The sequence below is a fragment of the Erwinia aphidicola genome, assembly GCF_014773485.1.
GTDB lineage: Bacteria > Pseudomonadota > Gammaproteobacteria > Enterobacterales > Enterobacteriaceae > Erwinia > Erwinia aphidicola.
Genome location: NZ_JACXBP010000007.1, coordinates 37,175 through 57,772 on the forward strand (window position 1 = coordinate 37,175; position 20,598 = coordinate 57,772).

At 58.1% G+C, this 20,598-nt stretch carries 17 protein-coding genes; 6 read left to right on the forward strand and 11 right to left on the reverse strand.

The features are described from left to right. Nucleotides 1-5: 5 nt before the first annotated feature. Nucleotides 6-326, reverse strand: coding sequence for a metalloregulator ArsR/SmtB family transcription factor (locus ID864_RS16980; protein WP_191149428.1), 321 nt, complete (start codon nucleotides 324-326; stop codon nucleotides 6-8). Between the two features lie 378 nt (nucleotides 327-704). On the opposite strand from ID864_RS16980, the gene ID864_RS16985 reads away from it, so the two are divergent. Beyond that, nucleotides 705-1,214 (forward strand): GNAT family N-acetyltransferase, encoded by a 510-nt coding sequence (locus tag ID864_RS16985; RefSeq protein ID WP_191149429.1) that lies wholly within the window; start codon nucleotides 705-707, stop codon nucleotides 1,212-1,214. Between the two features lie 154 nt (nucleotides 1,215-1,368). Here ID864_RS16985 and ID864_RS16990 read toward each other — a convergent pair whose 3' ends face one another. Together ID864_RS16990 and ID864_RS16995 are read right to left on the reverse strand one after the other, a co-directional pair. Next, the gene (locus ID864_RS16990) at nucleotides 1,369-2,805 is read right to left on the reverse strand and encodes a glycoside hydrolase family 32 protein (RefSeq protein WP_191149430.1); all 1,437 of its coding nucleotides are present in this window, start codon (nucleotides 2,803-2,805) and stop codon (nucleotides 1,369-1,371) included. A gap of 18 nt (nucleotides 2,806-2,823) precedes the next feature. After that, complete coding sequence (locus tag ID864_RS16995) at nucleotides 2,824-4,062, reverse strand: MFS transporter (RefSeq protein ID WP_099753822.1); 1,239 nt, start codon at nucleotides 4,060-4,062, stop codon at nucleotides 2,824-2,826. Between the two features lie 265 nt (nucleotides 4,063-4,327). Here ID864_RS16995 and ID864_RS17000 point away from each other — a divergent pair, with 265 nt between their 5' ends. After that, nucleotides 4,328-5,335, forward strand: coding sequence for a LacI family DNA-binding transcriptional regulator (locus ID864_RS17000; RefSeq protein ID WP_191149431.1), 1,008 nt, complete (start codon nucleotides 4,328-4,330; stop codon nucleotides 5,333-5,335). 508 nt (nucleotides 5,336-5,843) lie between these two features. Beyond that, entirely contained in the window at nucleotides 5,844-6,290 is a 447-nt protein-coding gene (locus ID864_RS17005) for a VOC family protein (protein ID WP_048917967.1), read from the forward strand. Here the strand turns inward: ID864_RS17005 and ID864_RS17010 are convergent. From ID864_RS17010 to ID864_RS17040, 7 genes are all read right to left on the reverse strand, one after another. Beyond that, nucleotides 6,287-6,697, reverse strand: a complete 411-nt coding sequence (locus tag ID864_RS17010; RefSeq protein ID WP_230048468.1) for a GNAT family N-acetyltransferase — start codon at nucleotides 6,695-6,697, stop codon at nucleotides 6,287-6,289. The genes ID864_RS17005 and ID864_RS17010 overlap by 4 nt on opposite strands. A 322-nt stretch (nucleotides 6,698-7,019) precedes the next feature. After that, nucleotides 7,020-7,670 carry a methionine ABC transporter permease gene (locus ID864_RS17015; protein ID WP_048917969.1) on the reverse strand — a complete coding sequence of 217 codons (651 nt, stop codon included), beginning with the start codon at nucleotides 7,668-7,670 and terminating at the stop codon, nucleotides 7,020-7,022. Beyond that, nucleotides 7,654-8,733: a methionine ABC transporter ATP-binding protein gene (locus ID864_RS17020; RefSeq protein WP_048917970.1), complete on the reverse strand. Its 1,080-nt coding sequence runs from the start codon at nucleotides 8,731-8,733 to the stop codon at nucleotides 7,654-7,656. The genes ID864_RS17015 and ID864_RS17020 overlap by 17 nt, the downstream gene beginning before the upstream one ends. A gap of 2 nt (nucleotides 8,734-8,735) precedes the next feature. Further along, a complete protein-coding gene (locus ID864_RS17025) occupies nucleotides 8,736-9,530 on the reverse strand; it encodes a MetQ/NlpA family ABC transporter substrate-binding protein (protein ID WP_062818536.1) in 795 nt (264 codons plus the stop codon). A 27-nt stretch (nucleotides 9,531-9,557) separates the two neighbouring features. Then, nucleotides 9,558-10,904, reverse strand: coding sequence for an LLM class flavin-dependent oxidoreductase (locus ID864_RS17030; protein WP_288497739.1), 1,347 nt, complete (start codon nucleotides 10,902-10,904; stop codon nucleotides 9,558-9,560). Then, nucleotides 10,901-12,109 (reverse strand): SfnB family sulfur acquisition oxidoreductase, encoded by a 1,209-nt coding sequence (locus ID864_RS17035; protein ID WP_191149432.1) that lies wholly within the window; start codon nucleotides 12,107-12,109, stop codon nucleotides 10,901-10,903. The genes ID864_RS17030 and ID864_RS17035 overlap by 4 nt, the downstream gene beginning before the upstream one ends. 10 nt (nucleotides 12,110-12,119) lie before the next feature. Then, the gene (locus ID864_RS17040; protein WP_048917973.1) at nucleotides 12,120-13,349 is read right to left on the reverse strand and encodes an SfnB family sulfur acquisition oxidoreductase; all 1,230 of its coding nucleotides are present in this window, start codon (nucleotides 13,347-13,349) and stop codon (nucleotides 12,120-12,122) included. Nucleotides 13,350-13,760: 411 nt separating this feature from the next. Here ID864_RS17040 and ID864_RS17045 point away from each other — a divergent pair, with 411 nt between their 5' ends. The 3 genes from ID864_RS17045 to ID864_RS17055 all read left to right on the forward strand — a co-directional run bounded on the left by ID864_RS17045 (nucleotide 13,761) and on the right by ID864_RS17055 (nucleotide 16,938). Next, nucleotides 13,761-14,732, forward strand: coding sequence for a GlxA family transcriptional regulator (locus ID864_RS17045; RefSeq protein ID WP_191149433.1), 972 nt, complete (start codon nucleotides 13,761-13,763; stop codon nucleotides 14,730-14,732). A gap of 77 nt (nucleotides 14,733-14,809) precedes the next feature. Then, nucleotides 14,810-15,820, forward strand: a complete 1,011-nt coding sequence (gene gap, locus ID864_RS17050) for a type I glyceraldehyde-3-phosphate dehydrogenase (RefSeq protein WP_191149434.1) — start codon at nucleotides 14,810-14,812, stop codon at nucleotides 15,818-15,820. Between the two features lie 101 nt (nucleotides 15,821-15,921). Then, complete coding sequence (locus tag ID864_RS17055; RefSeq protein ID WP_048917976.1) at nucleotides 15,922-16,938, forward strand: lipoate--protein ligase A; 1,017 nt, start codon at nucleotides 15,922-15,924, stop codon at nucleotides 16,936-16,938. Between the two features lie 44 nt (nucleotides 16,939-16,982). Here the strand turns inward: ID864_RS17055 and uca are convergent, their stop codons facing one another. After that, nucleotides 16,983-20,579 (reverse strand): urea carboxylase, encoded by a 3,597-nt coding sequence (gene uca / locus ID864_RS17060; protein ID WP_191149435.1) that lies wholly within the window; start codon nucleotides 20,577-20,579, stop codon nucleotides 16,983-16,985. Nucleotides 20,580-20,598: the final 19 nt, after the last annotated feature.

Below are 20,598 nucleotides of genomic sequence, written 5' to 3' on the forward strand. Positions count from 1 at the left end.
CATACTCAACAGACAACTGACGGCGCATTTCTAAGTTTTTTTTGTATATGCTCGCGCTCGCAGTTCCACGCAGAATCGATAATAGCTACAGCCCAGGCGGGCATGTGCGGCGACAAACGGTAGTGTACCCATTTGCCTTCACGGCGATCGATCACCAGCTCCGCCTCACGTAATAGCGCCATGTGGCGTGATATTTTCGGCTGAGACTCTGCGGTAATGGCACAGATATCACAGACACAAAGCTCGCCGGACTCGCGCAGCAGAATCACCACCTTCGAGCGTGTTTCATCGGCAAGCAGTTTAAAAAGTTGTACGGGTCGCAGCATTGTTAACCTCGATAGTATTTGACATTACATATGCTAATTCATATATGATAAATTGCAAAGCACCGTTTCTAACAAGCAGTCCTTATGCAGCACTCACCCGCATTTTTAAGTCGCATACCCATTACTTGGCCGACCGCTACAGCGGAAGGAAAGAGAGCTAACAGGAGTTATCCAGCCGGGTAAATCAGAACAAAATTTGATAAAAAGCCGCGACGTACTGACCTACGGGCCAAAATTGTGCACCTCAGGTATGGCGCCGCAACGGATTTTAATTCTGTCGGGCGGAAAGTGCGTGATATTGTTATCTATTCACGTTGGCGCGGGGCGGTGGTACAGCTCGCGCTGTCGTCATGATAAATCACGTTGTCTGGAGGAAAGATGGAATTGGAAACTGCACGGCTGCGTCTGGAGCCATACCAACACGCTCATTTTGATGGACTGCGCGAGATGGAAAAAGATCCGGAAATGATGCGCTATATTAGTCCAGGCGAGGTGAGGACGGAGGATGAAACGCGTGAAAGCATCGAACGGGTGATGCTGCGCTGGCAACAGCGTGGCTTCTCTTGGTGGGCACTTATGGAGAAGCAGTCAGGTGCGCTGGTCGGTGCCGCCTGTCTCCAGCATTTAGCCAATGACGACGGCGCACCGCTGGAGCTAGGCTGGCGCCTGAACGCCAGTTATCATGGCCAAGGGTACGCGACGGAAGCGGCGCAGGCGATTGTGAAATTCGCGGTTGAACAGGTCGGCGCGCGCTATCTGGTTGCGGTGGCGCATCCGGATAACAGTGCCTCACATCGGGTGATGCAGCGCCTGGGCATGACATACAAAGGCATTGAGCAGCACTACGATACGCAGTGCGTGGTGTATGAGATGCACGTTGGCGAATAACATCAGGCAAATCGCCTCAGCCAGGCTGTCTTATCGCTACCTTACGTCGGCAGACTGGCCATTTTTTCTTGCTTATTTAGACGATATAATGCCAGCCTGAGACTGGCAAAAATAAAGTTAGAAAAAATAAGTAGCGCGATAATATCTGACAGAATTATCTATCCAGCGACCAGCATCCGGCTTCTTTTAACGCAGCGCTGCCACTATTTGCAAACAGCATGATGGCGCGCTCTCCCGGCTGCGGATAGATTCGGCTGCTTAAACAGGCTTCGCCTTCATTGACAAAGACTTCCACGGATGAACGGTCAATGAAAATTCGCAGTGAAAGGATATCGTCCTCTGGCAGGGGAATGCTGCGCGTTCCCACAAGCGAAAAATCAGGATAGCTTCGCTCTAATATTAAGCGCTGGGCCTGATTATCAACGTAAATACGCAGCCCATCTCCCAGCATCATGCCATACTGTTCTGCCTGCGACCTGGCTCGCTCCCATTCCAGTGATAATTCCATGGCTTCAGCATCTGCTGCGACAAGCATTTGTTGACTACTCAGACAACGTGCAGTGACAGGAATATAGCTGCCTCGCAAAGCGGTCACTTCGGCGATGGGTTTCATCATCAGGCGATTATTATCACCTAAGCTCAGTTCGCGCGGCAGGGAGAGCATACCAGCCCAACCATCCTGTTGCTCCGGCATCGGTGATTCCCACATATCCAGCCAGCCAATAACGATTCTGCGCCCATCCGGACTGAGAAACGTTTGCGGGGCATAAAAATCGTGACCGTTGTCCATTTCAATAAATTGCCCGTCATGGCTGAACGCCTGACCTGGCTGCCACTCTCCCAGTAAATATCCACTCTGGAAGAGGTTACGGTTTTGATAGCCTTGTGCCACCATTCCTTGTGGAGAGAACATCAGCACACGCTGGCCGTTCAGGGTAAAGAAATCAGGGCATTCCCACATATAGCCCATTCCATCTTCAGATTCAGCCAGAATACCTTCGTCATGCCATTTGTGAAGGTCCGTGGAACGGTACAGGCGGACCTGGCCGGTTTCCGCCACGCGTGAACCGACAACCATGTACCAGTATTCACCCTCACGCCATACTTTCGGGTCGCGGAAATGATGCAGTCCTGGAGGGGTATCAATCACCATTCCTTGACGCTCGAAATGAACTCCGTCACGACTGGTTGCCAGACATTGCACCTGATACAGATTGTCATCACTTTCTGGCGAACCGTGAAATTTATGACCGGTGTAAATCAGTGCCAGCGTATCTCCGTCCACCACTGCGGAACCGGAAAAACAGCCGTCTTTATCTGCCGGCCCTTCCGGTGCCAGTGCCACAGGCAGATGTTCCCAGTGAACCAAATCTTTACTGCGGGCATGCCCCCAGTGCATGGGTCCCCATTTCGTTGAATAGGGGTGATGTTGATAAAAGGCATGATACCAGCCGTCGAACCAGACCAGCCCGTTAGGATCGTTCATCCAGCCGGCTCGTGCGGCAAGGTGATAGCGTGGATACCAGCGGCGGTTAATTCCGGCTTGTGCTTCTTCAAGCATCTCTTCAGCCTGTTTTAATAAAGATGTCATTATGCTTTCTCCCGAAAATTACACAGCATCTTGCTGTAAAAAGGGGTGTTCAGTTGTGGGTTTATTTGGGCGCAAAAGGAAGATGGAAATAAACGTGGTGCAGAACACCATAATGCCCATTATCAGATAGGATTGAGCGAAACCAAATTTTTCGTAGCTGAAACCCGCCAGCGGCGATAACACGGTGCCAATAACTGAACTGGTACAGGCAAAACCCACCAGATAAATTGTGGAAGACAAACGCTTGTCGAAGTTCAGGCTGTTATATTTGAAAATGGCAACCAACAGTATCGGCAATTCCAGGGCATGTAGCAGTTTTGTAATAGAAATGAGCAGGGGTCCTTCAACCAGCCCGGAAGCGATCATACGCAGAGCCATTACCATTCCGGCGAATATCAGGCCATTTTTGGCACCAATTTTGTTAACCAGCCAGGGTGCGCAGAACATGCCTGCCGCTTCCAGAAGTACCTGGAAGGAGTTTAAATAACCAAACATCGCGTTCCCTTCGCGCAAGGTAGGAAACTGTGAGGAAAAATAAACCGGAAATTGCTGGTCGTATACACCGTAAATACAGGTTCCAATCACGAAGAAAATAAGTGCCCAGAAACGCGGTAGCGTTAGCAGCCGGATAGCATCTTCCAGAGAAACCTTTTTAGCCCCAATCTCCAGTTTTTCCATGCTCGCCGGTGCCGCAATTTTTAATCGGGCCAGCATGAAAAAGAAAACCAGGCCAGAGCATGACGCCACCAGGAAATTAAGATTGGGGTTAATGTTAAACAGCAGTCCGGCGAAAAACGTGGCAACGGCCCAACCGAGAGAACCCCACATGCGGGCCCGTCCAAATTCAAAGGTACTCTGACGCGCAACGCGCTCGGTATAGGATTCCAGCACGCCTATACCGCCATTAAACGTCAGACCAATAAACAGGCCACCAAAAACACTTCCCAGCAGAATATTGAGGTTGAGCAAATAGCTGAAGAAGAGATACGCAGGCCCGGAGAGGATCAGCAGGGCGGCCATAAACCACAGCAGGTTTTTGCGCAGACCAAGACGATCCTGAATGAAGCCGTAAAAGACCTGAGCGAAAAGGGCTGATACTGATAAGACGGAAAAGATAATACCCGTCTCGGAGGCTTTTAAACCCACTTCCTGGTGGAGCCAGATAGAAAGAAGGGAGCTGGACGAAGACCATGTGACAAAGAAAAAGAACAGCAGGGCGCTGAGCAGCATATAGCTGCGGGAAGGCTTTTTTTTCATCTGAGCAATCTCATAGCGATTTATATGCGCACATGGTAACGTTAACATTATACGCCGGCACCGAGTTTTATGGCAATATCCGATGTTAATCACAAAAGTTAACGTTAACATTGGTATTGTGAGATCTGTATCAAATTTCTTTGCCAAATTCCCAAAATAACAGGCTCAAAGCTTAGAATAGTGGGTTCAACTCTATGGATAACTTGATTACGGCTGTTCGCTTGCGGCGCAATGAAGTATCCGGATTTTCGCAAAATGGAAGGTTATGGCGTCTTTGAAAGATGTGGCCAGAATGGCCAATGTATCGTTAATGACAGTTTCGCGGGCGCTTAATTACCCTGAACGCGTAAAGCCCGAGACCCTTGCACGCGTGCAGGAAGCGATTCTGCATTTGAACTACGTACCCGATTTGTCGGCAAAACAGATCCGCAGTGTGGGGACTAAAAACAAGACGATTGGCGTACTGGCATTGGATACGGTAACCACACCCTTTTCCGTCGAAATCACGCTGTCAATCGAGGAGACCGCGCGCGCACACGGTTGGAAAAGCTTCGTGGTTAACATGTTCTCTGATGATAATCCGGACGAAATTGTCGATCTGCTGCTTGCTCATCGGCCCGGTGGCATCATTTTCACTACCATGGGGCTGCGTGAAGTACGCATACCGCCCAAGCTGCTGACACATCCCTGTGTTCTGGCAAATTGCGAGAATAAAGACGAGCCCGTTGCCTGTTACATACCCGATGACGAGAAGGGCCAGTACACTGCAGTTAGAGCCTTGTTGGCAGCAGGATATCGTCGGCCTATCTGTCTGCATTTACCCGCCAACCACCTGGCGACGTCCCGTCGCCAAAAGGGAATGGCGCGCGCCTGTCTTGAGGCAGGCATCGATCCCGGTACGCTGGATCATTACTATATGCAGCTTGGCGATGAGCACTACCGTGACATTCCCGACCTTCTCATGGCTCATATTCGTCAGGGGATACCTCAGTTTGATTCGGTGATTTGCGGGAATGACCGCATCGCATTTATGGTGTATCAGACGCTTTTGGCTAAAGGAATTCGTATCCCGCAGGATATCGGGGTTATTGGTTACGATAATCATGTAGGCATTGGCAACCTGTTTTTGCCGCCGTTATCTACGGTACAGTTACCGCATTACGAAATTGGTCGACTGAGTACTTTGCATATCATTAACGGTGATGACAGCAAGGCGAGGGTACTGGTGGATAGCCCCTGGCTGTCTCGCGAGTCATTTAGTCGCTGCACCTGACATTCAGTCAGCCCGAGTGGTGAAGCAGCATCACGACGTCGCAGGCATTTTTTCATCAAAGGCCTGGATCACCGCAAGGCGGTTAAGAACTCCCCAAAGCAGCGGCAGGATCGCCGTTGCAGGGCGACATGGTGACCAACCTAATAGTGATAATCCTGGCTGCCTGAATAAGAACAGGCTAACCGGAGTACGACATTTTAACTTTGCTAGAACAAGACGTTATCGCTTGGGACTGACGTTATCGCTTGGGACTGACGTTATCGGTGCGTATAATGTATATTATGTTAAATAAGATATCAGGTAGTTAATCCGTCAGGGCTTTCTGACCAGCCTCATTGCCCTGCTCTTACGGATGTCAATTCAGGCAGCGCTACGTGAATTCTACGAAATTGTGTGGGCTCTCCCACGCCAGGATTTACGTAGCGTTGCCTGTAAAACGCACTCACGATCAACTGCCACCTTTTGCCTGTGTCATGATGCATTCACTCATCACCCACAGGAACGGCTCATGTCAGACAATGATGTTGGATTTAGTCATCTGGCTTTACAGGTGAAAGACCTGTCGAAAAGCGTCGAATTTTATCAGCGTTACGCAGGCATGCAGATTATTCATCAGCGTGAACCCGGGATTGCTGAAGCACAAAAAGTGGCGTGGCTGTCTGACCTGACGCGGCCGTTCGCGCTGGTGCTGGTGCAGTCAGAAATCAGTAATGACACACCGCTGGGACCCTTCGGTCATATTGGCGTGGCCTGCGGTAGCCGCGAGGAGATCGATGCCAAGGTCAAACTGGCTGAGCAGGAAGGCGTTTTGCGCCGTGCAGCGCAGCAATCTGCTGCACCGGTTGGCTACTGGGCTTTCTTTGCGGATCCTGATGGCAATACGCTGGAGCTGTCATATGGTCAGCAGATCGGCATGGAAGTTATCACCGCGCGCCTGTCGTCATCGACCGGCTAAAGCAGTGATTTACTCATGCGGTAGTTGATAAAGTTCTGGCCACGCACCTGCACCTGTTGTGCTGCGAGCAGTTGGTACCCTCGCCTGCTGAAAAATGGCTCAGCCGTGACGCTGGCCTCAGTAAATATCTCCGGCAACGCCATGGCAATAACGGCGTACTCCAGTTTTTCCAACAGCGCACTGGCCACCCCGGTGCGCAGATACTCCGGATGGGTGAACATCAGATCGAGATGACCATCAAACTCTACGTTGCCAAAACCCACTATCTTATCCTCGATGCTGGCAACCCAGCAGTGACTGTCGAGCAGCCGCTTTTGCCAGGACTCCCGATCAACCTGTGCCCAGGCTGCAATCTGTGCAGGATTATAATCGTGTGAGGCTGTCTCGCACACAGCGCGTTCAAACACCGTAATCACCCCTTCGAGGTCAGAATGTTGGTACGACCTCAGCTTAAATGTCTGACTATGCACTATTCCCCACTCCTTATCCATTTGAAGCAAAAGAGGGTCATCGACACTCCGTAACTTCCTATCCTATTGAATATAAAGTAAAATATAAAACAGATCGCGCTACGTGAATTCTGATGTTTTTGCAGTACTGTGATACAGGAAGATTGACGTAGCACCGTTAAAAATGTCCTCCTGAACGGCCTGCAGCCTCAATGATAGCGCGGTAGTTACAGATGACACACTCATAGTTATATCTGTACGTTGTAACTAAAGTACCACATTATCGATGATTTAAATGCCGCGACAGCCGATCGCCGCACAGCTGTAATACCGTAACCAGCGCCACCAGCACGATTATCACCGTGAGCATCACCTGCGAGTCAAAACGCTGATAGCCGTAGCGGTAAGCAATATCCCCCAGCCCGCCCGCACCAATCGCGCCCGCCATTGCCGAAGCATTAATCATGGTGACCAGCGTAATGGTAAATCCGCTGACAATCCCCGGGCGCGCCTCTGCCAGCAGCACATGCCAGATGATATGCCGCCGATGGAAGCCCATCGCCTGCGCCGCCTCCACCAACCCTTTATCCACCTCGCGCAGGCTCACCTCGGCAATACGCGCAAAGAACGGCGTTGCAGCCAGCGTCAGTGGGACAACGGCGGCCCACACGCCATAGGAGGTACCCACCACCAGTCGGGTAAAGGGGATCAGCGCAACCATCAGGATCAGAAATGGCACCGAGCGGAACAGGTTGACGACCCAGCCCAACAGGCGATTAAGCAGCGGATTGGCGAAGAGATTATTGCGATCGGTAATCACTAATATCACCGCCAGCGGCAACCCCAACAGCAGCGCGGCCAACGAGGAGGCTCCGACCATCATCAGCGTATCGAGCAGCCCCTGCCATAAACGTTCAAGCTGGAGTGACATAGCCCAGCACCTCCACGCGGTCAGCCAGCGTCTGCGGAATGCTGGCAGGATTAAACGGCAGCGGCTGTCTGGCCGCCTGCAATACGATATGGCCAATCTGTCGGCCCTGCACCCACTCCAGCGCACTCTGGATCAGGATAACCTCCTCACCCAGTAGCCCGAGCTGCGGCACCGCCCCCTGACCGGTATAGCTCAGGCGCAGCAGCGGCTGGTCACTCTGCGTCTGGGGAGCGCGATGCAGGTGCGCCAGCAGCGCTTCCGGCAGACCGCTATGCTGAGGATTGAGCAGGATGCGGGTGGTCGGCTGCTGCGGATCGCCATACACCGCCCACACCGGGCCCTGCTCTATCACCTTGCCCTGCTCCAGTACCGCCACCTGGTGGCACAGATCGTGGATCACATTCATCTCATGGGTAATAAGCACGATGGTGATGCCCTGCCGCTGATTAATCTCGCGCAGCAACGCCAGAATCGAGGCGGTAGTCTCCGGGTCAAGTGCCGAGGTGGCTTCATCGCACAGCAGCAGCTGCGGCTGATGCACCAGCGCCCGGGCAATCCCTACCCGCTGCTTCTGCCCGCCGGAAAGCTGCGCTGGCCAGGCGTGCTGGCGTTCTTCCAGCCCGACCAGCGCCAGCAGCTCATCAACCCGCTTTTTGCGCAGCGGTGGAGAAACGCCCGCCACCTTCAGCGGTAGCTCGATATTCTCACGCACGCTTTTCGCCGACAGCAGGTTGAAGTGCTGGAATATCATGCCGGTGCCGCGCCGCCATTCAACCAGCTCACGCTGAGTCAGGCGGTTAATATCGACACCATCCACCACCACGCGCCCCGCCGTGGGCGTTTCCAGCCGGTTAAGACAGCGGATCAGCGAGGACTTGCCCGCGCCGCTGCGCCCGATAATACCGTAGATAGCCCCGCGCGGGATCGTCAGGTTGATATCGTGCAGCGCATCCAGCGGCTGGCCGGAATAGCGTTTCACCAACCCCTGAATCGCCACATGCGTCGAGCCATCCGGGCTTACGGCATCAGCTTCTGTTAGCTCATCCCACGTCATCGTCGCCATGCTTACTGCTGCCAGCCAGGCTGATAGAGCTTGCCGTAAAACTTATCGAGGCTGGCGCGCACCACCGGGGAGTGCTGATAGATATCAACAAACTTCTTCAGGCGCGGATCGTCCTGGTGCCCGTCGCGGATAACAAACTGAATCACATATTCCGGGTGCTCCAGCCCGTCAAACAACAGCGCGTTATTCGGGTCAATCACGCCGGAGGCGCGCAGATAGTGCGGATAGCCCTGTGCGAGATCAACCTCCTCCAGCGAGCGCGACAGCTGCACCGCTTCCACTTCAATAATCTTCAGGTGCTTCGGGTTAGCCACAATATCGTCAACGGTAGACTTCAGCCCCGCGCCGGGCTTTAGGGTTATCAGCTTCGCCTTTTGCAGCAGCAGCAGGCCGCGCCCGCCGTTGATGGGGTCATTGGCAATCGCCACCGTGCCGCCGTCAGGGATCTGATCGAGACTGCTGTGCTTTTTCGAGTACAGGCCGACATTATTAATAATCGCCGGGGCGTACTTCACCAGATGAAATCCGCCCTGCTGATTGGCGTTATCAAGAAACGGCTGATGCTGGAACAGGTTAACGTCGATATCGCCGTTTTCGACGCTGACGTTAGGCGCCGTCCAGTCGCTGAACTCAATCAGTTCCACCGCCAGCCCCTGTTTCTTTGCCTCTGCCACGGCGGTTTCCAGTGGCGGTGCGAAGGCCGAGGTGGTGCCGACTTTGAGCGGCCCGCTGTAATCGGCCGCCAGCGCATTTCCGCTGAGCAGCGCGGTCAGTAACAGTGTTTTAATTATTTTCATGATGACCCCTTTATATGTCCCAGATGTTCAAAGATCGCGACGCCACCGGGCGGCCGGATGGCGCAGCGGCAGGCGGTCGTGGTGGAAGAGTTTGTGGCGCAGCGTGCCGGGCTGATAGGCGGTTTTATAACGCCCGCGCTGCTGAAGTTCCGGTATGACCAGCTCGATGAAATCGATATAGCTCTGCGGATTGACGATGCGCGTCAGGTTAAAGCCGTCGATATCCGCCTCATCCAGCCAGTGAATAAGCTGGTCGGCCACCTGCGACGGGCTGCCAACAATCAGCGGATAGCGGCCACCGAGGGCGTGCTGCTCCAGCAGCCGCCGCCGTGTCCAGCCGCTGAAGGTTTTGCTGACCGACTCGATGGCGCGCCCGGAGCCGCTGTCGATCGGCTCATCCAGCCCGAAGCGGGCGAGATCGATGCCGATAGAGCTGGAGAAGTGGGCAATCCCCGCTTCCGGGCTGGCATAGCGCAGGTACTCCTGATGCTTCTCCTGCGCCTCCTTTTCCGTGGGCGCGACAATCACCGACACGCCCATAAACACCTTCACATCACCCGGTTCACGCCCGGCATCGCGCGCGGCGCGGCGCAGCGTGTCCACCTGGGTGCGCATCGCCTGCGGGGTGCTGCCGTTAACAAAGCTACACTCCGCGTGGCGGGCGGCAAACTGCACGCCGCGTGCCGAACTCCCGGCCTGAAACAGCAGCGGCGTGCGCTGCGGTGACGGGGAGCTGAGATGGTACCCCTCCAGCTGGTAATACTTACCGTGATGGCGCACCGGATGAATTTTTGCCGCATCGGCGTAGCGGCGCTGCTGGCGGTCGGCGAGCACTGCACCCTCTTGCCAGCTGCCCTCCCACAGCTGGTAGCTGACGTCGAGAAACTCGTCCGCCTGGTCGTAGCGCTCGTCGTGGCCAAGCAGCTGCGGCTGCCCCATCGCCCGCGCGGCGCTGTCGAGATAACCGGTAACAATGTTCCAGCCCACGCGGCCATTAGTGAGATGGTCGAGGGTGGAAAAACGGCGGGCAAACGGGTATGGCGCCTCGTAGCTCAGGTTGGCGGTCAGCCCGAAGCCGAGGTGCTCGGTGACGCTGGCCATCGCCGACACCAGCATCAGCGGATCGTTAACCGGCAGCTGCACCGACTCGCTGGCGGTCAGCGTAATCCCCTGCTGATAGACGTCATACACGCCGAGGATATCGGCAATAAACAGCCCGTCAAACAGGCCGCGCTCCAGGGTACGCGCCAGGTCCAGCCAGTAGCGTAAGTCGTTAAACTCGGTGGAGCGGTCAAGCGGATGGGTCCACATGCCGTGATGGATATGCCCGACGCAGTTCATATTGAAGGCGTTAAGCAGGATTTTTTTGCTCACAGCGTCCCCCTGCGGGCGGGTAACGCACCGTTTAACAGATAGTTGCCGATCGCCGGATACTTCCAGCGCACCGGGTCGTGCAGCGTATGGGTGCGGGCATTGCGCCAGTGTCGGTCAAGGTTATGCTCGCGTAGCGCGGAGCGGGTGCCGGAAAGCTCAAACAGCAGGTTGGATGCCTCCAGCGCCAGCTCGGTGGTCCAGGCGCGCACGATGGCAACGGCAATCGAGGCCGCCGCCACGCTGTCGGCATCCGGGTTACGCTGCGCGGCGTCTACCGCTTCACCCGCCTCCTGCAGGAGGGCGTCACCGGCCTGCAGGCGTGGCGCAATCTGGCCCACGCGATCGATGGTCAGCGTATCCTGCGCGGCGTGATCCACCCCGGCATCGGGCCACGGGCGCGCACGGCTGTTGATAAAGTTCAGCATGTCGTTAAATGCGGCGCGGGCGATGCCCTGTTCGATGGCGGCATGCATGATCTGCGCGAATGACCCCACGGTGGTCGGGCGCTCAAAGGCGCTCTGAAACGGCACGATATCCTGCGGGTCGACCCTGACGTGATCAAAGGTGACCGTGCCGCTGCCGGTGGTACGCTGCCCGAATCCGGACCAGTCGTCGATCACGCTGACGCCAGGCTGAAAGCGCGGGACAAATACCAGCTGTTCCCTGCCGCTGGCATCACGCGCCGCAGTGGGAATGCGGTCAGCATACAGCGCGCCGGTGGCGTAAAACTTCTGGCCGTTAAGCAGTAAATCCGCACCCTGCGGCAACACCGCCGTACAGCGCTGATGGGCCGCCGCCGAGCTGAACTCCGCCAGCGCGTTGCCGAGATGCACGCCGTCCAGCACCTCCTGATAAAAACGCTGCTGCTGCGCCGGGCTGCCGTTGACGCGCAGTACCTCCAGCGCATAAAAGTGGTTCTGCGGCACCTGACCAATCGCGGCATCGGCCTCACTCAGAATGGCGATCGCCTGCGCCAGCACCGCCGAAGAGAGCGCAGCGCCGCCGAATTCGGCCGGTACGGTAATCGCGCCCAGCCCGGAGGCAAACAGCGCCTGCAACTGCGCGTGCGGCAGTTCGCGCTCGCGGTCCCTGCGTGAAGATCCGCTGCGAAACTCCTGCGCCAGCTGCTGAGCAACCTCGATAGCCTGCTCAGCACTGTGAATGCGGCTGGCGGGATTTTTGGCCTGAACCTGACTGGTTGGCATGACGTGCTCCTTATATCCAGGCATGGCGCACCGGAAAGACACCGTTGAGGTAGTAGTTGCCGATGGCGTGAAACTTCCAGCGGATCGGGTCGTGCAGCGTATGGGTGCGCGCATTGCGCCAGTGGCGGTCAAGGTTATGCTCAGCGAGCGTGGCGCGGCTGCCGCCCCACTCCAGCAGCTTCTCACTGGCCCTCAGCGCCGCCTGGGTCGTCAGCACTTTGGCCTCCGCCACCACGATGGAGGCGCGCGCCGCCGTGGCCGCATCCAGGCTGGCAGGGTCGACCTCATCGAGAAAGCGTGCCGCCCGGCGCAGCAGCGCATCCGCCGCGGCAATCTCGACCCACACGCGCCCGACGTCGGCCTGCAGGTGCGGGTCGTCGCTGTTGCGCTCCACTCCGGCATCCACCCACGGCCGGGAATGCTGGCGCACAAAGGCGCAGGCCTCATCAAAGGCGCCGCGGGCAATTCCGCCGTCGATAGCCGCCTGGATCAGCTGCGATACCGGGCCGCGCAGCGACGGTTTATCGCTGGCGGGCGTGGGGATCACCAGCGCAGCCTCCACCGCCACCTCATCCAGATGGATAGTGCCGCTGGCGGTGGTGCGCTGCCCGATGCCGGACCAGTCATCAACGATCTCCAGCCCGGCGGAATCGCGGGGCATAAACGCCATCACCGGCTGGCCGCTGTCGTCGATAGCGGTGGTAACAATGATGTCGGCGAACAGTGCACCGGTGGAGTAGAACTTACTGCCGGAGAGCCGCAGCCCGCCTTCACGCTGCCGCAGCCGTGCCTGCACGTCCCGGGTGTGCCGGGTGTTCTTCTCCGGGCCACCGTTGCCTAAACGCTGCCCCTGCACTACGGCAGAAAACAGGCGCTGCTGCTGTGCGAAGGTACCCTCATCGCGCAGGAACTGAATCAGTCCGAAGTGGTTCTGCGGGATCTGCCCGAGGGACGGGTCGGCGGCCGAAATAATGCGGAATACTTCCGCCACGGTGCGGTAAGAGAGCCCGCCGCCGCCGAATTCGCGCGGCACGGAGATACTGCCGAGGCCGGAGCGGCTGAACAGCTCCAGCGCCTCCAGCGGGTAGATGCGTTCGCGGTCACGAGTGGCGGCATCGCGCAGCGCCAGATCGGCCACCGCACGCGCGGCGCAGAGCGCCAGCTCATCGCTGAGGATCACCCTGGCCGGAGGATTTTCTGGGCGTGTAAGTGCCGCAGTTTGTTGCGCTGACTGGCTCATGATTTCCCTTAATTAACAGGCAAAGCGATGCCGGATGGCACAGGCCATCAGCAACAGGATTTGTCGAATTTAATTAATATAATCAGAGCGATAATAATTAGTAAAGCGCCACAATTATGACAAATATGGCGTTTGATTGCTGATATTCAGCTAAGGGAACTCACTGTATCGGGTTGACCGAAAAAGAAGGTCAACCCCTACGGAAATAACCGTCCGACACATCAATCGTAGGGGCCGACCGCTGTTCTGGTCGGCCCTTATATAAACGGGCTGACCGAAAAAGAGGGTCAGCCCCTACGGGTAACAATCATCGGGCACATCAACCGCAGGGGCCGACCGCTGTTCTGGTCGGCCCTTAATTTTCCCTACCGCCCCATTGACTTAATCTGTATACATCGTACATTTACCGCCATGCACACTTTCCTGATTATCGTCCCCGATGGGGGCATGCTGTTTGAATCCGCAGGCGTCGCCGACATTCTGATGCAGGCTAACCGCCAGCGCGCGCACGCCGACGCTTTTTATCACATCACCGTGGCCACCACGCAGCCGCACCGGGTGATCCACGGCCAGTCCGGGCTGAACCTGCTGGCCGACCAGCGCCTGCTCGATCTCGACCCGGGTGAGCAGCGCGATACCATAATGGTGACCGGGCGCGGATTAACCGAGGAGGAAAATGCCGGGGTAGCTGACTGGCTGCGCCTGGCGGCACCGCACGCCGGGCGCGTGACATCCGTGTGCGGCGGCGCGATGCTGCTGGCGCAGGCGGGCCTGCTGGAAGGACGGCGTGCCACCACCCACTGGCGGCTGATGGAGGCCCTGCAAACCCGCTTCCCGAACGTCAGCGTGCAAAATGGCCCGCTGTACGTGCAGGATGGCACGGTCTGGACCTCCGGCGGGGTCAGCTCCGGTTTTGACCTTACGCTGGCGCTGGTGGAAGACGACCTCGGATTTGACCTGGCGCGCTGCGTAGCGCAGGACCTGGTGATGTATCTGCGCCGCCCCGGCGGCCAGGCCCAGTTCAGCCGCTACCTGCTGAACCAGGCCGCCGATGGCCCGATTGCCGGGCTGCAAAGCTGGATGGCGGCTAACCTGAAAGCAGATCTGTCGGTGCAGAGCCTGGCAGAACGGGTGGCAATGAGCCCGCGCAACTTCACCCGGGTATTTACCCGTGAAACCGCCATCAGCCCGGCAAAGTATGTTGAGGAGCTGCGTTTAAGCGCGGCACGTCAGCGGCTGGAGCAGACCCGCGACGGCGTTGAACAGATTGCCTGCCTGTGTGGCTTTGGCAGCGCGCTCAATCTGCGCCGGGTGATGGAGCGCAATCTGCACCTCACGCCGGGTGAATACCGTCAGCGCTTCGCCATGCGCACAATGGCGTAAATTGATCTAAATTTGTCATTTACGCCATTCAGAAGCCAGTCCAGACTGAACTCATTACTCATAATAAGGAGTTCACCATGGTAAACATCGGTATTAACGGCTTCGGCAGAATCGGACGTAACGTGCTGCGCGCCGCCCTTGGGCGCAGTGATTTTCAGGTAGTGGCGATCAACGACCTCACCGACAGTAAAACCCTCGCCCACCTGCTGAAATATGACTCGCTCTCCGGCACGCTGCCCGTCCCTGTGGAAGCGGGCGACGGCGAACTGTGGGTTGACGGCCAACGTATTCAGGTCTTTTCCCAGCGCGACCCGGCGACCATTCCGTGGAGCAGCGCCGCAGTGGATATCGTGATCGAGGCTACCGGTTTCTTCACCGATAAAGCGCAGGCCGAAGTGCATATCACCCACGGCGGCGCCAAACGGGTGATCATCTCTGCCCCGGCAAAAGGCGACGACCTCACTATCGTAATGGGCGTTAACCACCAGCAGTACGATCCGGCGCTGCATAAAGTGGTCAGTAACGGCAGCTGTACCACCAATGGGCTGGCCCCGGCGGCGCAGGTACTGCATCAGCACTTCGGCATTAAGCACGGACTGATGAACACCACGCACGCCTACACGAATAGCCAGGCCCTGCACGACCAGCCAGAGAAAGATCTGCGCGGCGCGCGTGCCGCCGCCGAGTCCATCGTCCCCTATTCCAGCGGCGCTGCGAAGGCGATTGGCAAGGTGATCCCGGAACTTGATGGCCGCATGACCGGCTACTCGCTGCGCGTCCCGGTGCCGGTGGTGTCGATCGTTGACCTGACGGTGAATCTGGATCGTGACGTGACGGTGGAGGAAGTCAATGCCGCATTCCGCCAGGCGGCGGAGTCCGGCCCGCTCAAAGATATTCTCGGCTACAGCGAGGAGCCGCTGGTCTCCAGCGACTATCGCGGCGACGCGCGTTCCTCGGTAATTGACGCCCTCTCAACGCTGGTGATTGGGGGCAACATGGTGAAAATCCTCGCCTGGTACGACAACGAATGGGGCTTCTCTAATCGCCTTGTTGACCTCGCGCTGCTGATGGAACAGCGCGGCCTGTAGCCCCAACAGCATAACTAAGAGCATCATAATGATGCTCTTTTTTTTCTTAAGCTTCATGGTGGTATGATGCCTGCGCCGCTGAACACTCCATGGAGTCATTAATGTCCACACTGCGTTTGCTGTTATCCGATTCTTACGATCCCTGGTTTAACCTGGCGGTCGAGGAGTGCATTTTTCGCCAGATGCCCGCCACCCAGCGCGTACTGTTCCTGTGGCGCAATGCCGAAACCGTGGTGATTGGCCGCTCGCAGAACCCGTGGAAAGAGTGCAACACGCGCAGAATGGAAGAGGACAATATTCGCCTGGCGCGGCGCAGCAGCGGCGGTGGCGCGGTGTTTCATGACCTCGGCAACTGCTGCTTTACCTTTATGGCTGGCAAGCCGGAGTACGATAAAAGCGTATCAACGGCGATTATTCTCAACGCGCTTAACGCGCTGGGTATTCCGGCGGAAGCATCAGGGCGCAACGATCTGGTGGTGAATACCGCCGACGGGCTGCGTAAAATTTCTGGCTCTGCCTATCATGAGACCCACGATCGCGGCTTCCACCACGGCACCATCCTGCTTAATGCTGACCTGTCCCGGCTGGCAGACTACCTCAACCCGGATGTGAAAAAACTGCAGGCCAAGGGCATTACCTCGGTGCGCTCGCGCGTGGCGAACCTGGAAGAGCTGGTGCCCGGGATTAGCTTTGAGCAGATCTGTGGCGCGGTAACGCAGGCATTCTTTAGCCACTTTGCCGGGCAGTGCCAGCCGGAGATTATTTCACCGAGCGCACTGCCCGACCTGCCGGGCTTTAAAGAGCAGTTTGCTAAGCAGAGCAGCTGGCAGTGGAATTTTGGTCAGGCTCCGCACTTCCAGCACCTGCTGGATACGCGTTTTAGCTGGGGCGGCGTGGAGATCCACTTTGACGTTGAGCGCGGCAAGATTAGCCGCTGCCAGATATTTAGCGACAGCCTGAACCCGGCGCCGTTAGAGCAGCTGGCACAGAATTTACACGGCGTGGAGTATCGACCGCAGGCGCTCGGCCAGCAGGTGGCGTTGCTGACAGCGGCGTTTCCCAACCAGCAGACAGAGTTGACACAGCTGCAGGCGTGGCTGGTCAGCAGCGTTAGATAAACCGGGCGGACCGCAAAAGAAGGTCCGCCCCTTGCAGGATAATGTTAACTTTCCAGCACCACCACGCACTGGCCGGCGCGCACCGCGCAACCGGGCTGGACGCGCACCTCGCTGACAATACCGTCGCAAGGCGCCAGCAGCGGGATCTCCATCTTCATTGCCTCGATAATCACCAGCACGTCGCCCTGCTTTACCGCATCGCCCGGCTGGAACTTCACCTGCCACAGATTGCCGGCAATCGCGCTCTCTACCGCCTGCTGCCCGGCCTGCAGCGGCTCGTCATCCGGCGCCGCGCTTGCCTCCTCCTGGCTGTCGAAGTGCGCCTGACCGCTGGCGATCCAGCGCTCGCGCTCGGCGTTAAAGGCCGACTGCTGGTGCGTACGAAATGCCTCAATGCCCCCACTTTCGCGCTGTAAAAACTGCTGATAGTCGGCCAGCGCCAGCTCGGTGTGCTCAATGCGCAGCGGATAGCGCCCCAGCGGAAAATCACGGCGGATAACCTGCAGCTCGTCGGCGGAAACCGGATAGAACTTTATCTGGTCGAAGAAGCGCAGCAGCCAAGGTTTGCCGTTGAAATCGGCGACCTCACGATAGCGGTTCCACATCTGCAGCGTCCGCCCCACAAACTGATAGCCACCCGGCCCCTCCATGCCATAAACGCACAGATACGCCCCGCCGATCCCCACCGAGTTCTCCGCAGTCCAGGTGCGCGCCGGATTATACTTGGTGGTGACCAGCCGGTGGCGCGGATCGAGCGGCGTAGCGACCGGAGCGCCAAGGTAGACATCGCCCAGCCCCATGACCAGATAGCTGGCGGCAAACACCGTTTTGTAGACCTCATCAATATCCGCCAGGTCGTTGATGCGGCGAATAAACTCAAGGTTACTCGGGCACCAGGGCGCATCGCGGCGCACGGTGGTCATATATTTATCAATCGCCAGCTGGCAGGCGGGGTCATCCCACGACAGCGGCAGGTAAACCACGCGCGACGGCACGCGCAGATCCTGCTGCGCGCATACCGTTTGCCACAGCCGACCGACCGTTGCCAGCAGCTCGCTCAGCGGCAGCGCTTCAGGGCGATAGTGAACCTGCAGCGAGCGGATGCCGGGCGTCAGGTCGATGACTGCCGGATGGTTAATGGCCTCCAGCGCCTGCATTAGCGCATGAGCGCGAAAACGCAGCACCAGGTTCAGCTCCGGCGCGCCAATCTCCAGCAGCAGATGGGTATCACCGCTCAGCCGCGCGACCAGCTGCGTATCACCCGTGCCGCACTCCAGCACCACCGGGGAATTCAGCGGCACAGGCTGCCAGACGGAATCAACCGGCGCCAGCGCCTGCAGCTCCGCCTCACGCTCTGCGGCCAGCTGGCGGGCGGTCGCCACGTCCACCGCGACAAACTTCAGGCGATCGCCCGCTTTCAGCTGCCCGACCTGCCAGAGATCGGCCTCAATCACCGTCACCGGGCAGACAAATCCGCCAAGGCTCGGGCCGTCGCGCCCGAGGATCACCGGCATATCCCCGGTGAAATCCACCGCGCCGACCGCATACGGATTATCGTGGATATTCGAGGGGTGCAGCCCGGCCTCGCCGCCGCTGTCGCGCACCCACTGCGGTTTTGGCCCAATCAGCCGCACCCCGGTGCGGCTGGAGTTGAAATGCACCTGCCACTCGGTGGCGAAAAACGTCTCAATGTAGCCGGCAGTGAAATACTCTGGCGCAGCGTGCGGGCCGTAGATAACCCGCAGCTCGCGCAGCGCTGGCAGATCGCTGCACAGCGCGTCAGGCAGTGCCTCCCCGGCGCGGGCATCGCGCAGTTCGCTCAGATGCAACACGTCGCCCGTACGCAGCGCGCGCCCCGCATGGCCGCCGAACTGCCCGAGGGTAAAGGTGCTTTTACTGCCGAGGTACTCCGGCACCGCGATCCCGCCGCGCAGGCAGAGATAGCTGCGCACGCCGCGGCCAGCGATGGTGCCGAAAGTTAAGGTGCTGCCTGCCGCGATCGCGAAGGTCTGATTCATCGCCAGCGGCTGGCCGTCAAGCGTGAGCGGGATCGCCGCCCCCGTCACCACCGCCACGCTGGCCGTATTGAAGCGCAGCGTCGGGCCGCTCATGGTGATCTCCAGCGCGGCCGCCGTCGGGTCGTTATCCAGCAGGCGGTTGCCCAGGCGTAAAGCGCGGTCGTCCATCGGGCCGGACGGCGGCACGCCCACCGCCCAGTAGCCAAGGCGGCCCGGGAAGTCCTGCACGGTGGTTTGCGTTCCGGCGCTCAGCACCTCAACGGTGGTGGCGCGGTAGTGCAGCTTCTCAAGGCAACGCGTCCACGGCGAGCCGCTGGTGAACGGCTGCGACGCGAGGATCTGCTGCAGGTACTGGCGGTTAGTCTCAACGCCGTACAGGCGGGTTTCTCCCAGAGCCTGGCTGAGCGCTGCTGTCGCCTGTTCGCGGCTGGCTGCAAAGGCAATAACCTTCGCCAGCAGCGGGTCGAAGAATGGCGGGATCTCACAGCCGGACTCTACCCAGCGGTCAATGCGCAGACGTTTGCCGTCGGCGGGTGGGAAAAACACCTCGGTCAGCAGACCGGGCGACGGTTGAAACTGGCGGCCAGGGTCTTCGGCGTAAACGCGCGCCTGAATCGCATGGCCCTGCGGTGACAGTGTCACGCCAAGCTCTGCCAGCGGCGGCAAATCCCCCGCCGCAAGGGCGATCATCCAGCGCACCAGATCCACGCCCCATACCTGTTCGGTGACGCCGTGCTCTACCTGAAGACGGGTATTAACCTCGAGGAAGTAAAACTGTTCGGCGGCGCTGTCGTAGACAAACTCAACGGTTCCGGCGCTGCGGTAGCTGACCGCCTTCGCCAGTTTGATGGCGGCGGCACAGAGCGCATCGGCCATGCCCTCTGGCAGATTGGCTGCCGGCGTCTCTTCAATCACCTTCTGGTTGCGGCGCTGCACCGAGCAGTCGCGCACGCCGAGCGCAATCACCTCGCCCTGGCCGTCACCAAAAATCTGCACCTCAAGGTGGCGGGCGCGCTCGATAAACTTCTCGATAAACACGCCCGCATCACTAAAGTTATTCTGTCCGAGGCGCTTAACCGCTTCAAACGCTTCGCTCAGTTCAGCAGCGCTGTAGCAAACGCGCATGCCGATGCCGCCCCCGCCTGCGGTGCTTTTCAGCATCACCGGATAGCCGACCTGTTCGGCGGCCATCAGCGCAGCGCCAACACTCTCCAGCAGCTCCGTTCCCTCCAGCAGCGGTACCTGATGCTGTTTCGCCAGCGCACGCGCGGTGTGCTTCAGGCCGAAGAGGCGCAGCTGCTGCGGCGTCGGGCCGATAAAGGCGATGCCGGCGGATTCACAGGCTTCGGCGAAGGCGGCGTTTTCGGAGAGAAAACCGTAGCCGGGATGGATAGCGTCTGCCGCGCTGGCGCGTGCCGCCGCAAGGATCTTCTCCACCACCAGATAAGTGTTGGCCGCCGGGCCATCGCCAAGGCTGACCGCTTCATCGGCCTCGCGGATGTGCAGGCTACTGGCATCGGCTTCGGCAAACACCGCCACGCCGCTGACGTTCATTTCGCGCAGCGAGCGCAGGATCCGGCTCGCAATCGCGCCACGGTTAGCAATCAGCAATTTTTTAAACATAGGTCAGACTCACACCAGG